The sequence below is a fragment of the Nostoc paludosum FACHB-159 genome, from assembly GCF_014698835.1.
Classification (GTDB): domain Bacteria; phylum Cyanobacteriota; class Cyanobacteriia; order Cyanobacteriales; family Nostocaceae; genus Nostoc; species Nostoc paludosum.
Genome location: NZ_JACJTU010000012.1, coordinates 1 through 18,111 on the forward strand (window position 1 = coordinate 1; position 18,111 = coordinate 18,111).

The window sequence follows — 18,111 nt, forward strand, 5'->3', positions numbered from 1 at the left end:
GGGGAGTGTGGGGGGAAAGAGAATTAATGCTTCCCCATCCTCCCACACCTCCCACACCTCCCACACCTCCCACACCTCCCACACCTCCCACACCTCCCACACCTCCCACACCTCCCACACCTCCTGCTTGCCCAATGACAAATGACAAAGGACAAATAACAAATGACAGGTAAATTAAAAGAAAAAGTAGCAATTATTACTGGAGCTTCTTCAGGAATTGGAGAGGCAACAGCGATCGCCTTAGCGGCAGAAGGGGCAAAAGTAGTCCTGGCTGCTAGGCGTGGTGAGCTTCTTGAAGCATTGGCACAACGCATCGAAGCTAGTGGAGGTAAGGCACTGTCCGTTGTTACTGATATTACTGATGAGACTCAGGTAAATAACTTAGTGAACAAGGCAAATGCAGAGTTCGGTCGGATAGATATTGTAGTTAATAATGCTGGCATTGCTTTGCTTGGTACTATTGAGACAGGAAATCCGGCAGACTGGCGGCGATCTTTTGATATCAATGTTCTAGGGCTACTGTATGTTACTCACGCAGCTTTGCCGATTTTGAAACAGCAACAATCGGGGCATATAGTTAACATTTCTTCGGTTGCTGGCCGGACAGCACGGGCTGGTGTAGGTGTTTACAATGCTACTAAATGGGGTGTAAATGCTCTCTCGGAAGCATTGCGTCAAGAAGTTTACAAGGATAATATTCGTGTCACCATCATCGAACCTGGCTTAGTTGACACAGGTATTGATGACCATATTACCGATCCCGTTAGCAAACAGCGTATCCAAGAACGACGTAAATCAATTACACCTCTGCAAAGTGAAGATGTTGCTGCTGCGATAGTTTATGCTGTTACTCAACCACCCCGCGTGAATGTCAATGAAATCCTGATCCGGCCAATTGGACAAGAAAACTAACATAAATAACTAGCAAGAAAGTTAGGGTAGCACACCAGTGCCACCCTAGCTATATACTTAATAGGCTTCTTGCAAAAGTGGGTAAAGCGGTTCAGATAAAACCTTTTCCCCTTTTGCAAAACTATTTTTGCAAGAGACTCCATGAACAAAATTCACAACGAAGGAATGAAAATATTTCTTTCCTAGTCACCAGTCCCCAGTCCCCAGTCCCTATTTTCAAGGCAGCCTTAATTAATTATTCAGGATTAACAACTAGGCATTTACCTCTAAGCATATCTTTGAGGATTACTAAATATTCAGGGAATGAAATATACACCGTTCTTTCTGGTAGAAGATTTGTTTGAGGAAAGGGTCGAGTGTAAATATTAGACATAGAGTGATGTAATGAATGTTCTAGACAATGGTTATGGGTAATAAACAGAAAAAATCTTTCTAAGATACCAGAAGGTTTCAAGTTTCTAGTTTGTAGATTACGTTCTTTTAAGTTTCCTTCCACAATCAGATTTCCATGCTCTATCAATTCACAATGATGAACCATAAAAGATCCCATCCAACAGGTAATAAAATAAGAAATTAATATTTGACCTGTAGTTACTCCTAATAGTAAATGTGAAGTGTATCCAACTCCCCCCCAAATAATAATCCGCATCAAGATAGAAATTATTAATTTTTTAAAGCAGTACTGCTGTTTGAGTTTTGGATGCCGCGATATTTGGAAACTTGCCACAATTAAAACAAATATGTTTCCGAAACATATTTCCAAAAAGTTATAAATAATTCGCAATGATTTATTCTTAATCTCTCCTAAAGGATGAAATTCTATATCGTTGTAAGTATTGACTTGAGAATGATGATAAGGATGTACTATATCAAAAGTTTGTGGGTCGAGCAAGATGAGCCAAGATAATATTAAGTAAAAACGCTTATTGTTGATATGTGGTAAATATTCATGCCAACATTCATGCATAAACTGTGCTAATAAGCAAAGAAGATAAACTCCGGGGAAAAGCATAAACAAGAGTGAAAAAATATTTAAGTAAGCATATACATAAGGCAAAAAAAACAGATATATCAGCCAAACTGCTACAGTAGATATGAGTTTTGTCGGCTGTTTTTCTACTATTGAAATAGTATTAATAGCTGTCATACAGAATTCCTCTCAATATTTATTTAAACCAGAATTAACACATCCTCAAATAGAAGATTTTCCGGTTGTCACCGTTCATTAGATATTAACCATAAAGCTAAAAAATAAGCTATATCAATTCAACAATTACTGAATATTGTTAGACATAATACTTAATTCTTAAGTTAGAAAATATGAGCTTTAATTAGCACAATACCTTTCTAGACATAATCGTGAGGCAATACCTGATAAATAATGTTGCATTAAATACTTATATATCCCTCTAAATCCCAATACTGCTCAGGTTTTGCATTTTGAACTCGGAATTTGGTTTGGGGAAAAGGGTAACGGTTTTTTCTTTCCCCTTTCCCCTTCCCCTTAACCGACAAGTATTGCTCTAAATCTTACTTACTTCCTAATAGAGGCTTTGAGAATGTAATGTTATTCCCCTGTTGTTTTAGCAAAGATAATTTAATCCATAAGGTAAAAATTTTGTCAATATGTATAATTCAGTATCAGGCGTAGACACGTTAGCCAGTCTTCGAGCGTCAGTGGCTTGTCGAAGACATCGCACTGCTAACTAATACTAAAGTAAATTTGGAAGTCCCTTAAAGGGGAGTGATGCTGATACCACGCACAAAAATATCTACGCAAGTTTCAATATAGTCCTCACAGCTATAGTTGCCTTGATTGAATTTTGCAGTACGACATAGCATTCCAGCTAACAGCATTCCTGTAAACATATCGACTGCTGGAAAAGGATCGATATCTGCTCTGACTATGCCTCGTCTTTGACTACATTGCAAGTAAGCTACTAGTTTTTCCCTTAATGGCTTGGCAGCTTCTTGAATCACTTGTCTGGCTGCTTCAGGATGACGCTTGGCTTCTCCAATGAAGGTGCGAATTAAGTCTTCATGCCCCTCTAACATAGTATTGTAAAGTTGGGCATAGCGTTTTAAGTCAATTTTCAAATCCTGTGTCCACGCTTGTGGGTGTGCAAGAGCTTCTATCTGGAGTGCCAAAACATTTTCGATTACTGCTCCCAAAAGCTGTTCTTTGCTAGCAAAGTGGCGAAATAAAGTCACCTCATTCACACGAGCAAGACGAGCTATTTCACGGGTGGTTGCTCCTTGAACCCCTAAACTAGCAAATACCTGCGAGGCTGCTTCAATCAAACGTCTACGGGTAAGAGCTGACGAACGGATGGCTTTATTCATTTATGCTGGCAAATACTTACTGATATCACTAGGTTATGTTGAAAAGGATAATTAATAATGCAATTTCTAAAATTTATAACAGTTTGAAATCCTATGAAGTATCGTAATTCCTAAGGCTCAACTCACGAGTAACTGTCATAAGGAGGCGTATTTATGAATAAATTCTCTTTTTCCTGACAATTACGTATCAGGCCTGCAAAAAAACTATTCTTTACTCCCGACTTTTGAGTCAGTATTCCTTTTTCTCCTTTTATTCTAACATTTGCAGTATTTTTTTGTAACTAAAACACTCAAGTCAAAAATCCCAATGACTAATGACTAATTTGCTATACAAATAAAAAGAAAGCAATGAGAACGGCACTCAAAATAATAGCGAATACAATAGCGTATTCGACTCTGCGGCTAAAAAACCCCACAGCAGCAATCAGGGCGATCGCTAGCCCAATAATGCCAATGTACTGTTCTTTTTGTAAGTTGCGTGCAATTAGTGGATCTTTGTTTGTACTAGGTGGCGGAGTTTCTTGAATTGCTATTTGTGATGGTAATTTCTGTGTTAATAATTTCATAAATTTACTCCAGAAAAACTTTGATTTTTGAGATACTCCACAGGAACATCGTGATTGTATTGTGCATAGAAAATAAGCCTTTTAAAGGGGCGATCGACTACATTTACGGTACGAATAAACATTGCTAATAACTACCAATCACGAACAAAATGGAAATCGTTACTATCTGCTGAACACCGATAATTTTAAAATATGCCTCAATAAATAGTTTCTGAAACTGGTCAGCAAAAACACTATCTTTGGAATGATTTACGTCAAATAAACGAGAATAGGGAACAAAAAATCTACGATAGATGCCTACTGAGTCTTATTCAATAAATTAAATAGGAGTCCCATAGCAATTCAAGAAGAATTTTGGGCAATGTTGATTGCCCAAAGCCTTGAAGTACCTGAGTTTTTACTCAACACTGGCTTAATGCCCCACTACCAGTAACAACACTCATAAAGCACACGAAATTGGCTACAGAATACAAAGTTCTTCATAGATAGTTTGTATTCCATCGCCCGCAACTTAAGTTAATCTTCAAAAATCAGTATTTACACTGACGGCAAGTGTAAATAATACAGAGAATATGATATAAAATAATATAACACTTATTACATTAAAACCTCGTATATTAACTAGCGAGGCTGAAACATTATTGAGGAAAAAACAAACCTCAAATCTTTACATATCGAGGAAAATATATTAAATGCTCAAAAACGCTTGAAACCTAGATATATCAGGCAACTAGGCTAAATGATGCCAAGTCTTGTGTGTAAATACATACGAAGATTTTTTATCAGCGATTTTAACGTTTTGAAAATCAACTAAGTATTTATACGCAGGATTTAAAATGTGAAGAGAGAATCGATAATTAACTCTACGCGAGGACAGCAAATAACTCGTAAACCCCGCGTCGCAGTACTGAATATTCTAAAATTCGGCTTTGTTTTAGCACCAATATTGTGCCAGTATCATCAGGCCATCGCCCAAACTTCCAATCCTCAAACATTACCACCTGGCCGGATCGAAAATGTCCCAGTCACTCCCTTACCTTCGGATGTGCTACCGCAGCCATCAGAGCAAAATCAATTAGTTCCTTCCCCAAAACTACCGGAGCGGCCAATTCTAGGAGAGAACGATCCTAATGGCAAATTCCGAGTCGATCGCATTGAAGTTGTAGGCAGTACAGTTTTTAAACCAGAAGATTTTGCCCCTATTACGACTCCGTTTGTAGGACGAGAAATATCGTTTGCAGAGTTGTTGCAAGTCAAAGATGCCATCAGCAAGCTCTACACTGATAAAGGCTATGTAACTACCGGAGCTTTAATCACACCGCAGACAGTAGAAGGTGGAGTCGTTAAAATTCAGGTAGTCGAAGGTAGTTTGCAAGAAATTAAAATCGTTGGCAATCGGCGATTGCGTAGTCAATACATTCGCGATCGCATTCGACTCGGCGCTGGCCAACCTCTGAATGTCCCACGTTTAATAGAAAAACTGCAACTGCTTCGCCTCGATCCCCGCATTCAAAACCTATCAGCTGAGTTGCAGATGGGTGTACGTCCCGGAACCAATATATTGGAAGTCGAGATTCAAGAAGCCGATACTTTCTCCCTGACAACAAGTTTAGATAATGGGCGATCGCCCAGTGTTGGTAGTTTTCGCCTGGGTGTGGATCTCCAAGAAGCCAATCTACTCGGCTTTGGTGATACTCTCAGTGTGGGATACGCCAATACAGATGGCAGTAATACAATCAATCTGAATTACACACTACCGATTAATGCTCGTAATGGCACTGTCTGGTTTGGTTTTAACCAAGGGTGGAACCGGGTAATTGAAAAACCATTCAGCGTCCTTGATATTCAATCAAATACTAGCTCTTACGAATTCGGTTATCGTCAACCATTAATCCAAAAGCCAACTCAGGAATTAGCAGTTGGATTGTCGTTCTCACGCCAAGAAAGCCAGACAGAGTTAGGTCTTGATAATATTGGCGGGTTTCCTTTATCACCCGGTGCGGATGCCAACGGAAGAACCAAAATTTCCGCCCTGCATTTTACCCAAGAGTATACCCAACGCAGCAATCAACAAGTTTTTGCAGCGCGATCGCAATTTAGCGTTGGGGTAGATTGGTTTGATGCCAATACCAATGAAAATGCACCAGACAGCCGCTTTTTTGCTTGGCGGGGGCAGACACAATGGGTGCGACAATTGGCACGAGACACACTATTTTTAGTCAGAGGCGATTTACAATTAGCAACAGATTCCCTCGTGCCTTTAGAGCAATTTGGCCTTGGCGGACAGCTAAGTGTGCGGGGCTATCGCCAAGACACATTGCTTACAGATAATGGCATATTATTTTCAGCAGAATTACGGCTGCCTATTGTGCGTGCGCCAAAAATCGGCGGAATACTACAACTGACACCCTTTATTGATGTCGGCACAGGTTGGAATACCAAGGGCGAAAATCCATCACCAAGTACATTGGTGGGTACTGGTTTAGGGTTACTATGGAAACAAGACAATAACTTATCAGTTCGTCTTGATTGGGGGATTCCGCTAACATCAGTGGAAGGTGAAAAGCGATCGCTCCAAGAAAATGGTTTGTACTTCTCGGTGCAGTATTCACCGTTTTGATATTTGAGGATATTCAAGGCCATTAATTTAAGTGGCATTGCTGAATCTAGGGATGATTTTTACCTCACGCAAAGGCGCAAAGGCGCAAAGAATCTACCTTTAGCCTTCGTCAAAAATCTTAATTCATCCCGCATTTATGCAACGCCCATTAATTTAAGTAATTTCAGGAAGTGAGGAGCGATGTCTGCGGTAAGTCCTGTTTTCAGCTAGATTAAAACGCAAACTAATCGTCATATCGTGTCCGGTTAAAGACTTATCATTAAGATGGCAGGGGAGTAGGGGAGCAGGGGGAAAGAGGGTTTCCTGGTTTTTGCACAGATGCACCGAATTATAACTAATTAGGCGGACATGATATCAAATCCCCACATCGACAGACTTTCTTTGCCTATTGCCTATTGCCTGTTCCCTGCTAAGTAAACGGACATAATTAAATGTAAAATACAACTCACCGAAACCCTTTACTATTGAGGGTTTTACCTACTGCCTCCTGCCTTCTGCCTCCTGCCTCCTGCCTCCTGCCTCCTGCCTCCTGCCTTCTGCCTCCTGCCTCCTACCTTCTACTTATAAAACTGCGGATGGTGTTCAAGCCCAATGCCATTTAGGGAACCCTATTTATATATATTGATGGAAACCGAGTGATGAAAGCACCCTCTGTTTGCTGGGGTTTAGTTTATGCAACTTTGACAGCTGGGATGTTCCTGTGGTGCGGCTTTGCCAACGCTCAAGTGACCGCAGATAATACCCTCAAGACCACTGTTTCCCAAAGTGGCAATAACTTGATCATCACTAACGGTAGTGCCGCAAACAGTAACTTATTTCACAGTTTCCAGCAGTTTACTGTTCCCACTGGTACTTCAGCCATCTTTGATTTAATGAATACGCCTAATATATCCTCTATATTTGCTCGTGTTACAGGAGGTAGCGTTTCTCAGATCGATGGCATGATTCAAACCATCAACAGCAATAATCCGGTTAGCCTGTTTTTGATCAATCCCAGTGGTATTATCTTTGGGCCTAATGCCAGTCTGAATATTAGTGGATCGTTTCTTGGTACAACTGCAAATAGCATTGAGTTTGCTGATGGTTTAAAGTTTAGTGCTGCTAACACCACAGTAGCTCCCCTGTTAACGATCGCCGTGCCGGTTGGCTTGCAGTTTGGGCAGAACTCAGGCACTGTAGGCATCGCAGTACAAAACTCGATTAATGGCATCCCCCAAACTCCACTAGGTTTACAAGTAACTTCCGGTAAAACCCTTGCTTTGCTGGGAAATGGAATTAACTTAGAGGGTGGCGTTCTCAAAACAGTAAATGGCTCTATCGAAGTTGGTAGCGTCCAGTCGGGAGAAGTTCGCCTCACACAAGTGCCCCAAGGATGGACATTTGACTATTCTAATAGTGTTGGACTAAGCGATATCCAGTTGACTAAGCACTCACAAGTATCTGGTTCTGGGACAGGAAATAGTAGGATTCAAATGCAGGGTAGAAACATTAGCCTTTTGGAAGGTTCAACTGTTACCCTTCAAAATCAAGGTGGTCTTTCATCGAATCAGATTACAATTAATGCCATAGAGTCCTTTACCCTCGCAGGAACAAACTCAACAGGAACTATAAGCAGCCAATTAGCAAGCGATACAATCGGGATGGGGCAGGGTGGAAATATTACCATCTCAACTGGGGAACTATGGGTGCGGGATGGAGGGCAAATTAGGTCTCATAGCTACAGTTCGGGGCAGGGTGGGGATATCTTTGTGAAGGCTTCCGAGTCAATCTTTGCCAGTGGATTTAACCCTGCCAATCCTTCAACCATGACATCGATTCTAACAACCTCGTTTGGTTCTGGAAAGGCAGGAAACGTTACCCTTTCAACCCAAAAACTTATAGCTGCTAATGGCACTAGTATTGGATCAACTGCTCTGATAACTGGTGATAGTGGTAATGTCCAAATTGATGCCTCAGATTCGATAGATGTTTCTGGAATTAATCACGTTACATTGCTTCCTACTACTGTAGCGTCATCAACAGTAGGAAGTGGAAATGCTGGAAATCTAACTATCACAACTGCACGATTAACGGTGCGAGATGGCAGCTTAGTTACCTCTTCAACTGGTGCAATGGGAAATGCTGGCAATGTCAAGATTTTGGCTTCAGATTTCATCGAGGTGAGCGGCACAGCACGCGATAGTATGCTCAGTAGCAGCATTGGCTCTAATGCACTACGCCTCGATCCTATTACCCGTGCAACTTATCGGCTACCGGAATTTCCTAGCGGTAATGCAGGAGGGGTTATCATAATGACTCCTCAATTGCGCGTTCTGGATCGAGCTGACATAGGAGTGAAAAATGAGGGTACGGGCAATGCAGGTAATTTCGAGGTTTATGCTGACTCGATTCTCCTAACTAATCGCGGAACGATTTCCGCAGCTACACAATCTGGAAACGGAGGGAACTTAGTTCTCAATGCCCAAGAACTGTTGCTAATGCGCGATAATAGCAAAATTTCTGTGGAAGCGAAGGAAGCAGGGGATGGCGGTAATATCACCCTCAAAGCTCCTGTGGTCGTAGGTTTAGAAAACAGTGACATTATTGCTAATGCAGTCAAAGGTCGGGGGGGCAATATTCAAATCACTACTCAAGGCATTTTTGGATTGCAGTTTCGCGATCGCCTCACTCCAGAAAACGACATCAGTGCCAGTTCGCAATTTGGCGTTAGTGGCACTGTTCGAGTTAATACTGTCGGTGTCGATCCAAATTCGGGTTTAGTGGAACTGCCAGCAAATGTCACCGATCCATCCCAGCAAATTGCTACAGGCTGTTCCGCGAATACTGGTAATAGTTTTATCGCTACGGGACGGGGTGGTGTGCCCCAAAATCCCATTCAGGAGTTGAGGAGCGATCGCACCTGGTCTGATATCCGCGACATCTCTGCATACCGCAAAACAGGCGAAGTGATAGCCCAAATACCCACAAAAGAGGCAGTTCTTGTCCCGGCTACTGGTTGGCGACTTAATACACAAGGAAAAATTGAGTTAATTGCAGATAAATCTCTGACTCAGGTGCAACAACCATTAACCTGTGCTGCCATTACAAAAAGTTAATCATCCACTCGATAACACCTGCAACGGGAATACTAACTTGAAACCAAATATTGGGTAATGTTTAGTCATGAGAGTTTTAACCTTTTTACTTCTCTTTACTAGTGGGTTATTAACTCCAGGGATAATGCAAACGGCGATACTCCCTTCGAGTGGCTTTGCCAACGCTCAGGTGACATCTGATGGTACTACCAACACTACTGTCAACCCAAGCGGTAATAATTTTAATATTCTTAACGGTATAGAAAAGGGTAATAATTTATTTCACAGTTTCAGTAATTTCTCTGTGCCTACAGATGGTTCAGCGACTTTTGATTTAACCAACACACCAAATATTACAACTATATTTAGTCGGGTGACAGGTAGAAATGTTTCTAATATTGATGGTTTAATTCAGACTATTAAAAACACCAATCCCGTGAGCCTGTTTCTGGTCAACCCCAGCGGAATTATCTTTGGAGCCAATGCCAGCTTAAATATTGGGGGGTCATTTATTGGTACAACTGCCGACAGCGTATTATTTGCAGACGGGTTTAAGTTTAATGCTACCAATGCCACACCACTACCCTTATTAACTATGAGTGTACCTGTTGGCTTGCAATTTGGCAGCAATCCAGGAGCGATTGCGGTTCAAGGGTTAGGACACAATGCCCAATTAGGCGACTCACTTCAGGTTTCTGGACTGAATCTTGGTACAAGAGGATTACAGTTGCAATCTGGAAAAACATTAGCACTGCTAGGTGGGAATGTTGCCGTGGAAGGAGGGTTGCTCTCCGCACCGGGAGGACTAATAGAACTGGGTAGCATCACTAGCTCAAGCGTCACCCTCAATTCCATCCCTCAAGGATTCGCCTTTAATTATCCCAATACTGCGGCGAGTTTTGGCAATATTCAAATAACCCAACGAGCTTTAGCATCTACACGTGACCTCAGTGGGGGAAGTGGGGGGGCGATCCAAATTCAGGGTAAACAAGTCAGTATCCGAGATGGTTCGCTGATATTAGTACAAAATCGCAGCAACCAAACTGCTGGTAATATTGCCATCAATGCCACAGAGTCCCTCCAGATTATCGGCAAGTCTCCTAATTTTCAGAGTTCCAGCAGTTTAGTTAATGAAACTATATCGTCCGGTGCATCTGGGAATATTACCATTACCACCCCACAATTGAGTATCGATCGGGGTGGGTATATTTTCAACCGCACCTTTAGCGCAGCGCCGGGTGGCAACATTGTAATTAATGCCGAACAAATGCGCGTGAATGGTTTTGCATTTGGCGATCCTTCTCCTTTTCGAGCAGTCAGCCAGATATTAGCTGCTTCTTATGGAACTGGGAAAGGTGGAAATGTTAACATCTCCACTAAAAATCTTTCTATTTTAGCTGGCGGCAATATAGCAGCAAGACCCTACGCTTCTGGCAACGGCGGCGATCTCATTGTGAAGGCAGATACGATTCAGGTGACAAATGAGGGAGCGCCAAAGGGTTCGTATTTTAGTCTGTTGTCTACTGCCACATTTGGGTTTGGTAATGCAGGGAATTTGAAAATCGATACCCGCAAGCTGTCGGTTCAAGGTGGCGGCAGAGTGTCAGCTTCTAGCATAGTTTTAGGAAATGCAGGTTCACTGACTATCAATGCATCTGAATCGATTGATGTGAATGGTGTCAAAGATGCAGCAAATCCCAGCTATATTGGTACTGCTGTTCGTTCTGTTTTTGGAGTTTCCAGCGCTACTTCAGGTAACACCACGATTAACACCCCACTGCTTAACATCAGTAATGGTGCAACAGTTTTTGTCCAAAACCTTGGCTCCGGTAAAGCTGGTACCCTGAACATTCAGGCGAACACCCTACGACTCGACAATGGGGCAAGCATTTCAGCATCCACAAAAGCAGGCGGTGGTGGTAACACTAATTTACAACTGCGGGGTCTACTACTGATGCGTCATGGTAGTTTTATCAGTGCAGAAGCAGAGGGTAGTGGTAATGGTGGCAATCTCACGCTTAATGCTCCGAATATCGTGGGTTTAGAAAACAGTGACATTATTGCCAATGCAGTTGAAGGAAAGGGTGGCAATATCCAGATTGCTACTCAGGGAATTATCGGCTTAGGGTACCGTAATCTCCTCAATCCTAGAGAAGTTTCTAGCAATGACATTACCGCTAGTTCACAATTCAATGTCAGTGGCACAGTCCAAATTAATAATATCGGCGTTGATCCCAGTTCTGGTTTAGTACAACTACCAGTAAATCTAACAGACCCATCACAGCAAATTGCTACAGGTTGTTCTGCAAATACTGGCAGTAGTTTTGTGGCAACGGGACGGGGTGGTGTAACGCAAAATCCTACACAGGAAGTGAGGAGCGATCGCACTTGGTCTGATATCCGCGATATCTCTTCATTCCAGCAAAATAGCACAGTTACACCACAAATATCCTCATCTCCAGAAGTACTTGTGCAAGCTACATCTTGGCAACATAATGCAGAAGGAAAAATTGAGTTAATTGCAGATATATCTTCTACTTTGGTGCAACCATCCTTAACCTGTGCAGCAATTCTCAAAAATTAGTTACAGATTAGGGCGTTGCTGAATAATGGGATGATTTAGGCTGACGCGGGGATACGGAGACACGGAGACACGGAGATTATGTCTTGATGCAAACTCTCAAATCATCCCGCAATTATGCAACGCCCAGATTAGTCATATCCCTCTTTCAATAAACACGGGTGTAAGGGTGTGGGGGTGTAGGTGAAGAAAAAGTGTTTTTTTCATTCGTAGTATGTGGTGCGCCTGCTCCTAATAAAACAGAATTACAAGTATTAAATTAAACGCGATATCGGAATCATATTTAATTTCTGAAAGAACTAAGTACAGTTCTACTCTCTTTTTGCTGTTCTCTACTTACGCAAGTAAATTCTCCGAATCAAACCTGATTCCTATATAAATTTTGCAACTTATGAATTTTGACAAAATTATCATGACCGGGGTCAATTGTTAGTGAAGAATGAAAAACCCTGGGTACAACTAATGACTGATGACGACAGGCAGTATGTATGTTAGCAGCTACTTATGAAACAGTTATATTATCTACTTGGTTGATTGCGCTAGCATATTCCAATATTGCCTATGGATAAAACAATATCCATAACAAGGAAATTGTTAAAACCCTCTGGGTATTTTTTGATGTTTACAGTAATCACTAATACCTTTGATATCATGAAAAATATTTTACCAATCAATGACAAACTGTTATCAACAATATTCCTTAAGATATATGATTTTCAGGAACAGATTAAACAAATTCCCCATTCCTCACCAAAAAAACGTTTAAAAATAGCAATCGAACAATTAGGCGATCGCACAATAGAAAGCACTATCGTTATAATTAATGATTTAGAGCAAATTGCCCATAATCATCCACAGTACCACTGGATAATCATGGACATTCTGACTAGCTTTATTCGCAAAAATGCTTCTGACACACCCCAAAAGCAAGTTATTATCAACCCCTCAGCAAAACTTCGTAGAGATATTCAAGCAGCTCTTACCGTTATCGCTCGAAGAGATGTAAACCAAGACCCAGAAAATGAGCAGCTTGATTTGAGTCATACAGACATCAGAGGAGCAAACCTGAATCAAGCTAACTTAGAACAAATAAATCTTTATCAAGCTAATCTTGCTGGCGCTAACTTAAAAGAAGCCAATTTAGAGGGAGCAATCCTTAGTGCAGCTAATTTAGAACGAGCTAACCTCTATTCAGCTAACCTCAAAGGCGCAATCCTCAGTGCTAGCAACCTGCAATGGGCGAACCTCCAAAAAGCGAACTTGCATTGTGCCAGCTTATATTTAGCTAACCTGCGTGGGGTAATTCTCAATGATGCCACACTTGATGGAGCAAATTTCAGGGAAGCTAAATTTTCTGAGTAATTTGTAATTCCTAATTGCGATACTGTAAGGGTTTCGCTGATTTATTTACACGGTGATTTTCTAGTATATCGAATCTCATTGGTAAGTTAAATGATTCTTGTGACCATATTATAATTTTTTTGCTAAATGCTATACTATTTTGTCCAAATAACTAAGTAATAATTCTAGGTTGTAAGGAAAATTTTTACCATGTCTTCTAAAAAGACAGACACTCTGTTGAATTGGTTGATAAGTATAACAGTTATATTTGCTGGTTCATTGACTGTCATTTTCTTCGCATTGTCCAGTGTTAAAGAATTGTCAATTCAGGAGAAAATCCAGTATAGAAGCCAAGCATTAACAACCACTGCAATAGTTTTTCTCGCATCGGCAGCAATGTTCAATGCTTATTATGCAGCGAAGCGTACCCAAGCTTTGCAGAAAAATGCGATCGCTGCTGAGAAAAACTTAGAAATTGACATTCAAAATGCAAAACTCAATCAAGACAGATTGATTGCAGAACGGTTTATGGGAGCAATTTCCCAGCTAGGACATGAAAAAGTTGAAACTCGCACAGGCGCAATTTACGCATTAGAAAGAGTTGCTCAAGATTTCCCCAAAGAACACTGGACAATCATGGAAATCCTCACGGCTTTTGTGCGAGAAAATACACCAATTAAGCAAGTAAAACCAGAGCAACCAAAGCCAGAATACTCACCAGAAATCTATTCTAGTAGACGCAAAGGTGGGTCACGTCCGACACAGCAATTGCAGCCAAGCTTTCATGACGAAACAACAAAAATACGCACTGATATTCAAGCAGCTTTAACTGTCATCGCCAGACGGAATTTACTTGAAGACCCAAAAGATCAGAAACTTGATTTACGTAATACCGACATTAGGCGAGCAGATTTAGTAGGAGCTAACCTGCAACAAGCTGACCTCCGTGGAGCAGACTTGAGTGGGGCTGATTTGCGGGGGGCAGATTTATCTGAAGCTGACCTGAACGGCGCTAGACTCGTTCGAGCTATTCTTTATGAAACCAAATTGCTCAAAACCAGCCTGTGTGGTGCCGACCTTTGTTGGGCTAACCTCAACCGCGCCAATCTCTGCGGTGCAAATCTGCGCTCGGCCAATCTTGCTGGAGCAAGTCTGCGTGCAGCCAATCTCCAGGGAACAAACCTGTATAAAGCCAACTTGCAACAAGCAACCTTGAAAATTGCCAACCTCTCAGGAGCAAAGCTGTTTTTAGCTAACTTGCAAGGAGCAAAACTCGGTAAAGCTAATTTGCACATGACTGGTTTGATTGGTGCTAACCTTTCTGGAGCTAACTTGAACGGTGCTAACCTTTCTGGCGCTAACTTGAATGCAGCCAAACTCCAGCAAACAGAAGTTTATTTTGCCAACCTTTCCGAAGCTAGTTTAACCGAAGCAGATTTGTATCAAGCAAACCTCATCGGCGTTAATCTCCAAAGGGCAACTTTGCATCAAGCTAATCTAACTCAGGCAAATCTCATGGGAGCTAACTTTTTCCAAGCGAACCTGAGTGATGTGAAACTTGAAGGAACAATTTTGACAGGAGCAAAAAACCTAGAGTTGCAGCAGATTAAAAAAGCACTTGGCGATCGCACTACTCGCCTACCCGATTATATGGAAGCACCGAGCCATTGGCGACAATCAGGGTGATAGGATTTTGGATTGGGAATCCCTTGTGCATCTTTTTTGGTTTAAGTCCATCTATCGCAATCATTCATTAAATTGGGATTACCTGAGCATCAATTAGTTATCTAGGCGCATTCTACCAGTTTCACAAAATAATATAGTTTTTATCCACAACATCTCAATTTTTCAAAAAAACTCAACAACCATCAACCCAGAAAATATTCCCTAAGTAAGAGACAAAGTATAGGACAAGTGTCCTATTTTAGTCATACCGGAGGAATAGGAAAAGGAGATGTCCGTAACAAAACAACTGGAAATTTTAGATTTAATTCGGCAACTGCGGCAGCAACTCAATCTTTCTCAGAAACAGTTTGCTGTTAGACTGGGAGTCTCATTCAAAACAGTCAATCGTTGGGAGAATGGCCATACAGTGCCTTCACCGTTAGCGCTAAAACTCATAGAACAAATGATACGGCAGATGGGTGAACCCGGCAAAAGACTGCTAAATCAGTATTTTCCAGAAGCAGAATCCGGTTATGACTCATAAGATGAGGGTTTCTCAACCCGAACACATCTTTATTCGTAAAGCAAAAAAAAGCGGACTCATTCTTGAGCAGTTGCTACACTACTTTGTTGCTTTCCTATCTGTTTTCTTAGCAGTGGCAGCCACCCTCCTGCTAAATCCATATATCAACGCCACGCCTGCGGCACTGCTTTTTGCTGCGGTTATGGTAAGTGCTTGGTATGGTGGCTTAGGGCCGGGATTATTCGCAACTGTTTTGTCTACTTTGACACTCTACAACTTTTTATTAAAGCGCCTTTATCTAGTAAAAACTACAAATTTGAACATTTTAGTTTCCTTAGCTGTGTTCATATTGGCAGCAGTGTTAATCAGTTCCCTCAATGAATCACGCCGCACAGCTGTCCGCAAAGCCGAAGAAAGCTTGAGGTTTCTGTCGGAAAGCGAGGCAAAGTTCGATCGCTTCGTCGAGTCTAATGAAGAGATACTGTGGCGGCGAGAAACAGAATTTCACTCAATTACCGATACACTGCCAGTTTTGATTGCTTTTGTGGATTCACAACAGCGCTACCGCTTCAACAACCGAGCTTACGAACAGTGGTTTAGACAACCGGCCGCAGAAGCCTATGGAAAGTATCTTTGGGAAGTTTTGGGTGAATCTGCCTATGAAGTAATTCGTCCCTATGTAGAACAAGTTCTAAAAGGAGTGCAGGTTACTTTTGAAACTGAAATTCCTTATAGAAATCTTGGAACACGCTACATTAAAGCTATTTACGTTCCGCAATTCGACCGACACGCAACGGTTGAAGGGTTTGCGGTGTTGATTACTGATATTAGCGAACAGCAAGCAGCATTGCGCGATCGCTTTTTAGCAGAAGAAGCCTTGCGCGAGAGCGAACAACGGCTAAGATTTGCCCTACAATCAGCAGAATTAGGCGATTGGGATTTAGACTTGACCAATGGAACTGCTCGGCCTTCGCTGCGATACGACCAAATCTTTGGCTACGACTCTCTGCAACCAAAATGGACATATGAGATGTTCTTAGAACATATCTTACCTGAGGATCGCCCTTTGGTTGAAGCAAAATATGTGAGTGCCTTAACTAATAACGATATTTGGGATTTTGAGTGCCGTATTCACCGCGCTGATGGAGAGTTACGCTGGATTTGGGGGCGCAGTCATGTTTATTATAACGAGAGAGGAGAAGCAATACGGATGCTGGGACTGATTGGCGACATTAGCGATCGCAAACTTGCCGAAACTAAACTACAACAATTAAACGAAACCCTAGAGCAACGCATTCAAGAGCGCACAGCCCAGTTAGAAGCCGCTAACAAAGAACTAGAATCCTTCTCCTATTCAGTTTCTCACGACTTGCGAGCGCCATTCCGCCACATCGCCGGATTTGTAGAATTGCTTAACAAGCAGCCTAGCTCCAGAAACTTAGATGAAACCAGTCAGCGCTACTTGAGAATTATTGCCCAAACCGCAAAACAAGCAGGAATACTAATTGATGAGTTGCTGACATTTTCCCGCATGGGACGCACTGAGATGCGTTATGTCACCCTGAATATTGAAGAACTAGTGCAAGAAGTAAAACGAGATTTGCTCGCAGAAGTCCAAGGACGCGTCATTCATTGGCAGATCCAGCCATTACCCCAAGTGCAGGGCGATCCTTCGATGTTGCGCCTGGTGCTTAACAACCTGATGGGCAATGCCGTTAAATATACCCGGACTCGCACCATAGCAGAAATCACCATTGGCAGTATTGATAATGAAAACGAAATAATCTTTTTTGTGCAAGATAACGGCGTTGGCTTTAATATGCAATATGCCCACAAGCTTTTCGGAGTATTTCAACGCCTGCACAGCGACCCGGAATTTGAAGGCACAGGTGTTGGATTGGCAAACGTGCAGCGGATTATTCATCGGCATAATGGTCGAGTTTGGGCAGAGGGTAAAGTTGACAACGGAGCCACCTTCTATGTCTCACTGCCAAAGTTGTCGAACAAGGAGAGGGAATGAAAGAACTCAAGAGAATTCTGCTGATTGAAGACAGTGCTAATGATGCAGAATTAATATTGGCTGCCTTGTCAGAAAACCATCTAGCAAATGAAGTGGTGGTGGTACGCGATGGAGAAGAAGCTCTAGATTATCTTTATCGTCGGGGACTTTTCCGGTTGCGGATGGAAGGGCATCCTGTTGTCGTACTGCTGGATTTAAAATTACCTAAAATCGATGGACTAGAAGTGCTAGCACAACTTAAATCTGACCCAGTAATGCAAGTGATTCCGGTGGTGGTGCTAACTTCTTCTCGTGAGGAACCGGATTTACTTCGATGCTACAAACTAGGCGTTAATGCATATGTCGTCAAGCCCGTAGATTACCATGAGTTTGTCAATGCTATCAGGGGTGTAGGACTGTTTTGGGCAGTGATTAATCAGCCACCCCCTGGTGCTTTACCTCCTGCACCAAATCGTCAATAGGAGAG

General features: G+C 42.0%; 12 protein-coding genes. 9 read left to right on the forward strand and 3 right to left on the reverse strand.

Annotated elements, in window-relative coordinates:
- Positions 1–162: 162 nt before the first annotated feature.
- Positions 163–912: an SDR family NAD(P)-dependent oxidoreductase gene (locus H6H03_RS14160; RefSeq protein ID WP_190955732.1), complete on the forward strand. Its 750-nt coding sequence runs from the start codon at positions 163–165 to the stop codon at positions 910–912.
- Between the two features lie 235 nt (positions 913–1,147).
- Here the strand turns inward: H6H03_RS14160 and H6H03_RS14165 are convergent, their stop codons facing one another.
- The 3 genes from H6H03_RS14165 to H6H03_RS14175 all read right to left on the reverse strand — a co-directional run bounded on the left by H6H03_RS14165 (position 1,148) and on the right by H6H03_RS14175 (position 3,821).
- Entirely contained in the window at positions 1,148–2,059 is a 912-nt protein-coding gene (locus H6H03_RS14165; protein ID WP_190955733.1) for a fatty acid desaturase, read from the reverse strand.
- Positions 2,060–2,646: 587 nt separating this feature from the next.
- Entirely contained in the window at positions 2,647–3,255 is a 609-nt protein-coding gene (locus H6H03_RS14170; RefSeq protein WP_190955734.1) for a TetR/AcrR family transcriptional regulator, read from the reverse strand.
- 326 nt (positions 3,256–3,581) lie between these two features.
- A complete protein-coding gene (locus H6H03_RS14175; RefSeq protein ID WP_190955735.1) occupies positions 3,582–3,821 on the reverse strand; it encodes a hypothetical protein in 240 nt (79 codons plus the stop codon).
- A gap of 880 nt (positions 3,822–4,701) precedes the next feature.
- Between H6H03_RS14175 and H6H03_RS14180 the strand changes: the two genes are divergently transcribed.
- The 8 genes from H6H03_RS14180 to H6H03_RS14215 all read left to right on the forward strand — a co-directional run bounded on the left by H6H03_RS14180 (position 4,702) and on the right by H6H03_RS14215 (position 18,106).
- Positions 4,702–6,441, forward strand: coding sequence for a ShlB/FhaC/HecB family hemolysin secretion/activation protein (locus tag H6H03_RS14180; RefSeq protein WP_313931846.1), 1,740 nt, complete (start codon positions 4,702–4,704; stop codon positions 6,439–6,441).
- A gap of 638 nt (positions 6,442–7,079) precedes the next feature.
- Positions 7,080–9,536, forward strand: a complete 2,457-nt coding sequence (locus H6H03_RS14185; RefSeq protein WP_190955736.1) for a beta strand repeat-containing protein — start codon at positions 7,080–7,082, stop codon at positions 9,534–9,536.
- A gap of 67 nt (positions 9,537–9,603) precedes the next feature.
- The gene (locus H6H03_RS14190) at positions 9,604–12,099 is read left to right on the forward strand and encodes a two-partner secretion domain-containing protein (protein ID WP_190955737.1); all 2,496 of its coding nucleotides are present in this window, start codon (positions 9,604–9,606) and stop codon (positions 12,097–12,099) included.
- 615 nt (positions 12,100–12,714) lie between these two features.
- Positions 12,715–13,458 carry a pentapeptide repeat-containing protein gene (locus tag H6H03_RS14195; protein ID WP_190955738.1) on the forward strand — a complete coding sequence of 248 codons (744 nt, stop codon included), beginning with the start codon at positions 12,715–12,717 and terminating at the stop codon, positions 13,456–13,458.
- 189 nt (positions 13,459–13,647) lie between these two features.
- Positions 13,648–15,123 carry a pentapeptide repeat-containing protein gene (locus H6H03_RS14200; protein WP_190955739.1) on the forward strand — a complete coding sequence of 492 codons (1,476 nt, stop codon included), beginning with the start codon at positions 13,648–13,650 and terminating at the stop codon, positions 15,121–15,123.
- A gap of 268 nt (positions 15,124–15,391) precedes the next feature.
- Positions 15,392–15,646 carry a helix-turn-helix domain-containing protein gene (locus H6H03_RS14205; RefSeq protein ID WP_190955740.1) on the forward strand — a complete coding sequence of 85 codons (255 nt, stop codon included), beginning with the start codon at positions 15,392–15,394 and terminating at the stop codon, positions 15,644–15,646.
- Positions 15,636–17,645, forward strand: coding sequence for an ATP-binding protein (locus H6H03_RS14210; RefSeq protein ID WP_190955741.1), 2,010 nt, complete (start codon positions 15,636–15,638; stop codon positions 17,643–17,645). The genes H6H03_RS14205 and H6H03_RS14210 overlap by 11 nt, the downstream gene beginning before the upstream one ends.
- Positions 17,642–18,106, forward strand: a complete 465-nt coding sequence (locus H6H03_RS14215; RefSeq protein ID WP_190955742.1) for a response regulator — start codon at positions 17,642–17,644, stop codon at positions 18,104–18,106. Before H6H03_RS14210 ends, H6H03_RS14215 begins: the two co-directional genes overlap by 4 nt.
- Positions 18,107–18,111: the final 5 nt, after the last annotated feature.

Excerpts from the sequence above, each read along its gene's own strand:
- H6H03_RS14160 (WP_190955732.1), top strand. The coding sequence starts at position 163 with ATGACAGGTAAATTAAAAGAAAAAGTAGCAATTATTACTGGAGCTTCT.
- H6H03_RS14165 (WP_190955733.1), bottom strand. The coding sequence starts at position 2,059 with ATGACAGCTATTAATACTATTTCAATAGTAGAAAAACAGCCGACAAAA.
- H6H03_RS14170 (WP_190955734.1), bottom strand. The coding sequence starts at position 3,255 with ATGAATAAAGCCATCCGTTCGTCAGCTCTTACCCGTAGACGTTTGATT.
- H6H03_RS14175 (WP_190955735.1), bottom strand. The coding sequence starts at position 3,821 with ATGAAATTATTAACACAGAAATTACCATCACAAATAGCAATTCAAGAA.
- H6H03_RS14185 (WP_190955736.1), top strand. The coding sequence starts at position 7,080 with ATGAAAGCACCCTCTGTTTGCTGGGGTTTAGTTTATGCAACTTTGACA.
- H6H03_RS14190 (WP_190955737.1), top strand. The coding sequence starts at position 9,604 with ATGAGAGTTTTAACCTTTTTACTTCTCTTTACTAGTGGGTTATTAACT.
- H6H03_RS14195 (WP_190955738.1), top strand. The coding sequence starts at position 12,715 with ATGTTTACAGTAATCACTAATACCTTTGATATCATGAAAAATATTTTA.
- H6H03_RS14200 (WP_190955739.1), top strand. The coding sequence starts at position 13,648 with ATGTCTTCTAAAAAGACAGACACTCTGTTGAATTGGTTGATAAGTATA.
- H6H03_RS14205 (WP_190955740.1), top strand. The coding sequence starts at position 15,392 with ATGTCCGTAACAAAACAACTGGAAATTTTAGATTTAATTCGGCAACTG.
- H6H03_RS14210 (WP_190955741.1), top strand. The coding sequence starts at position 15,636 with ATGACTCATAAGATGAGGGTTTCTCAACCCGAACACATCTTTATTCGT.
- H6H03_RS14215 (WP_190955742.1), top strand. The coding sequence starts at position 17,642 with ATGAAAGAACTCAAGAGAATTCTGCTGATTGAAGACAGTGCTAATGAT.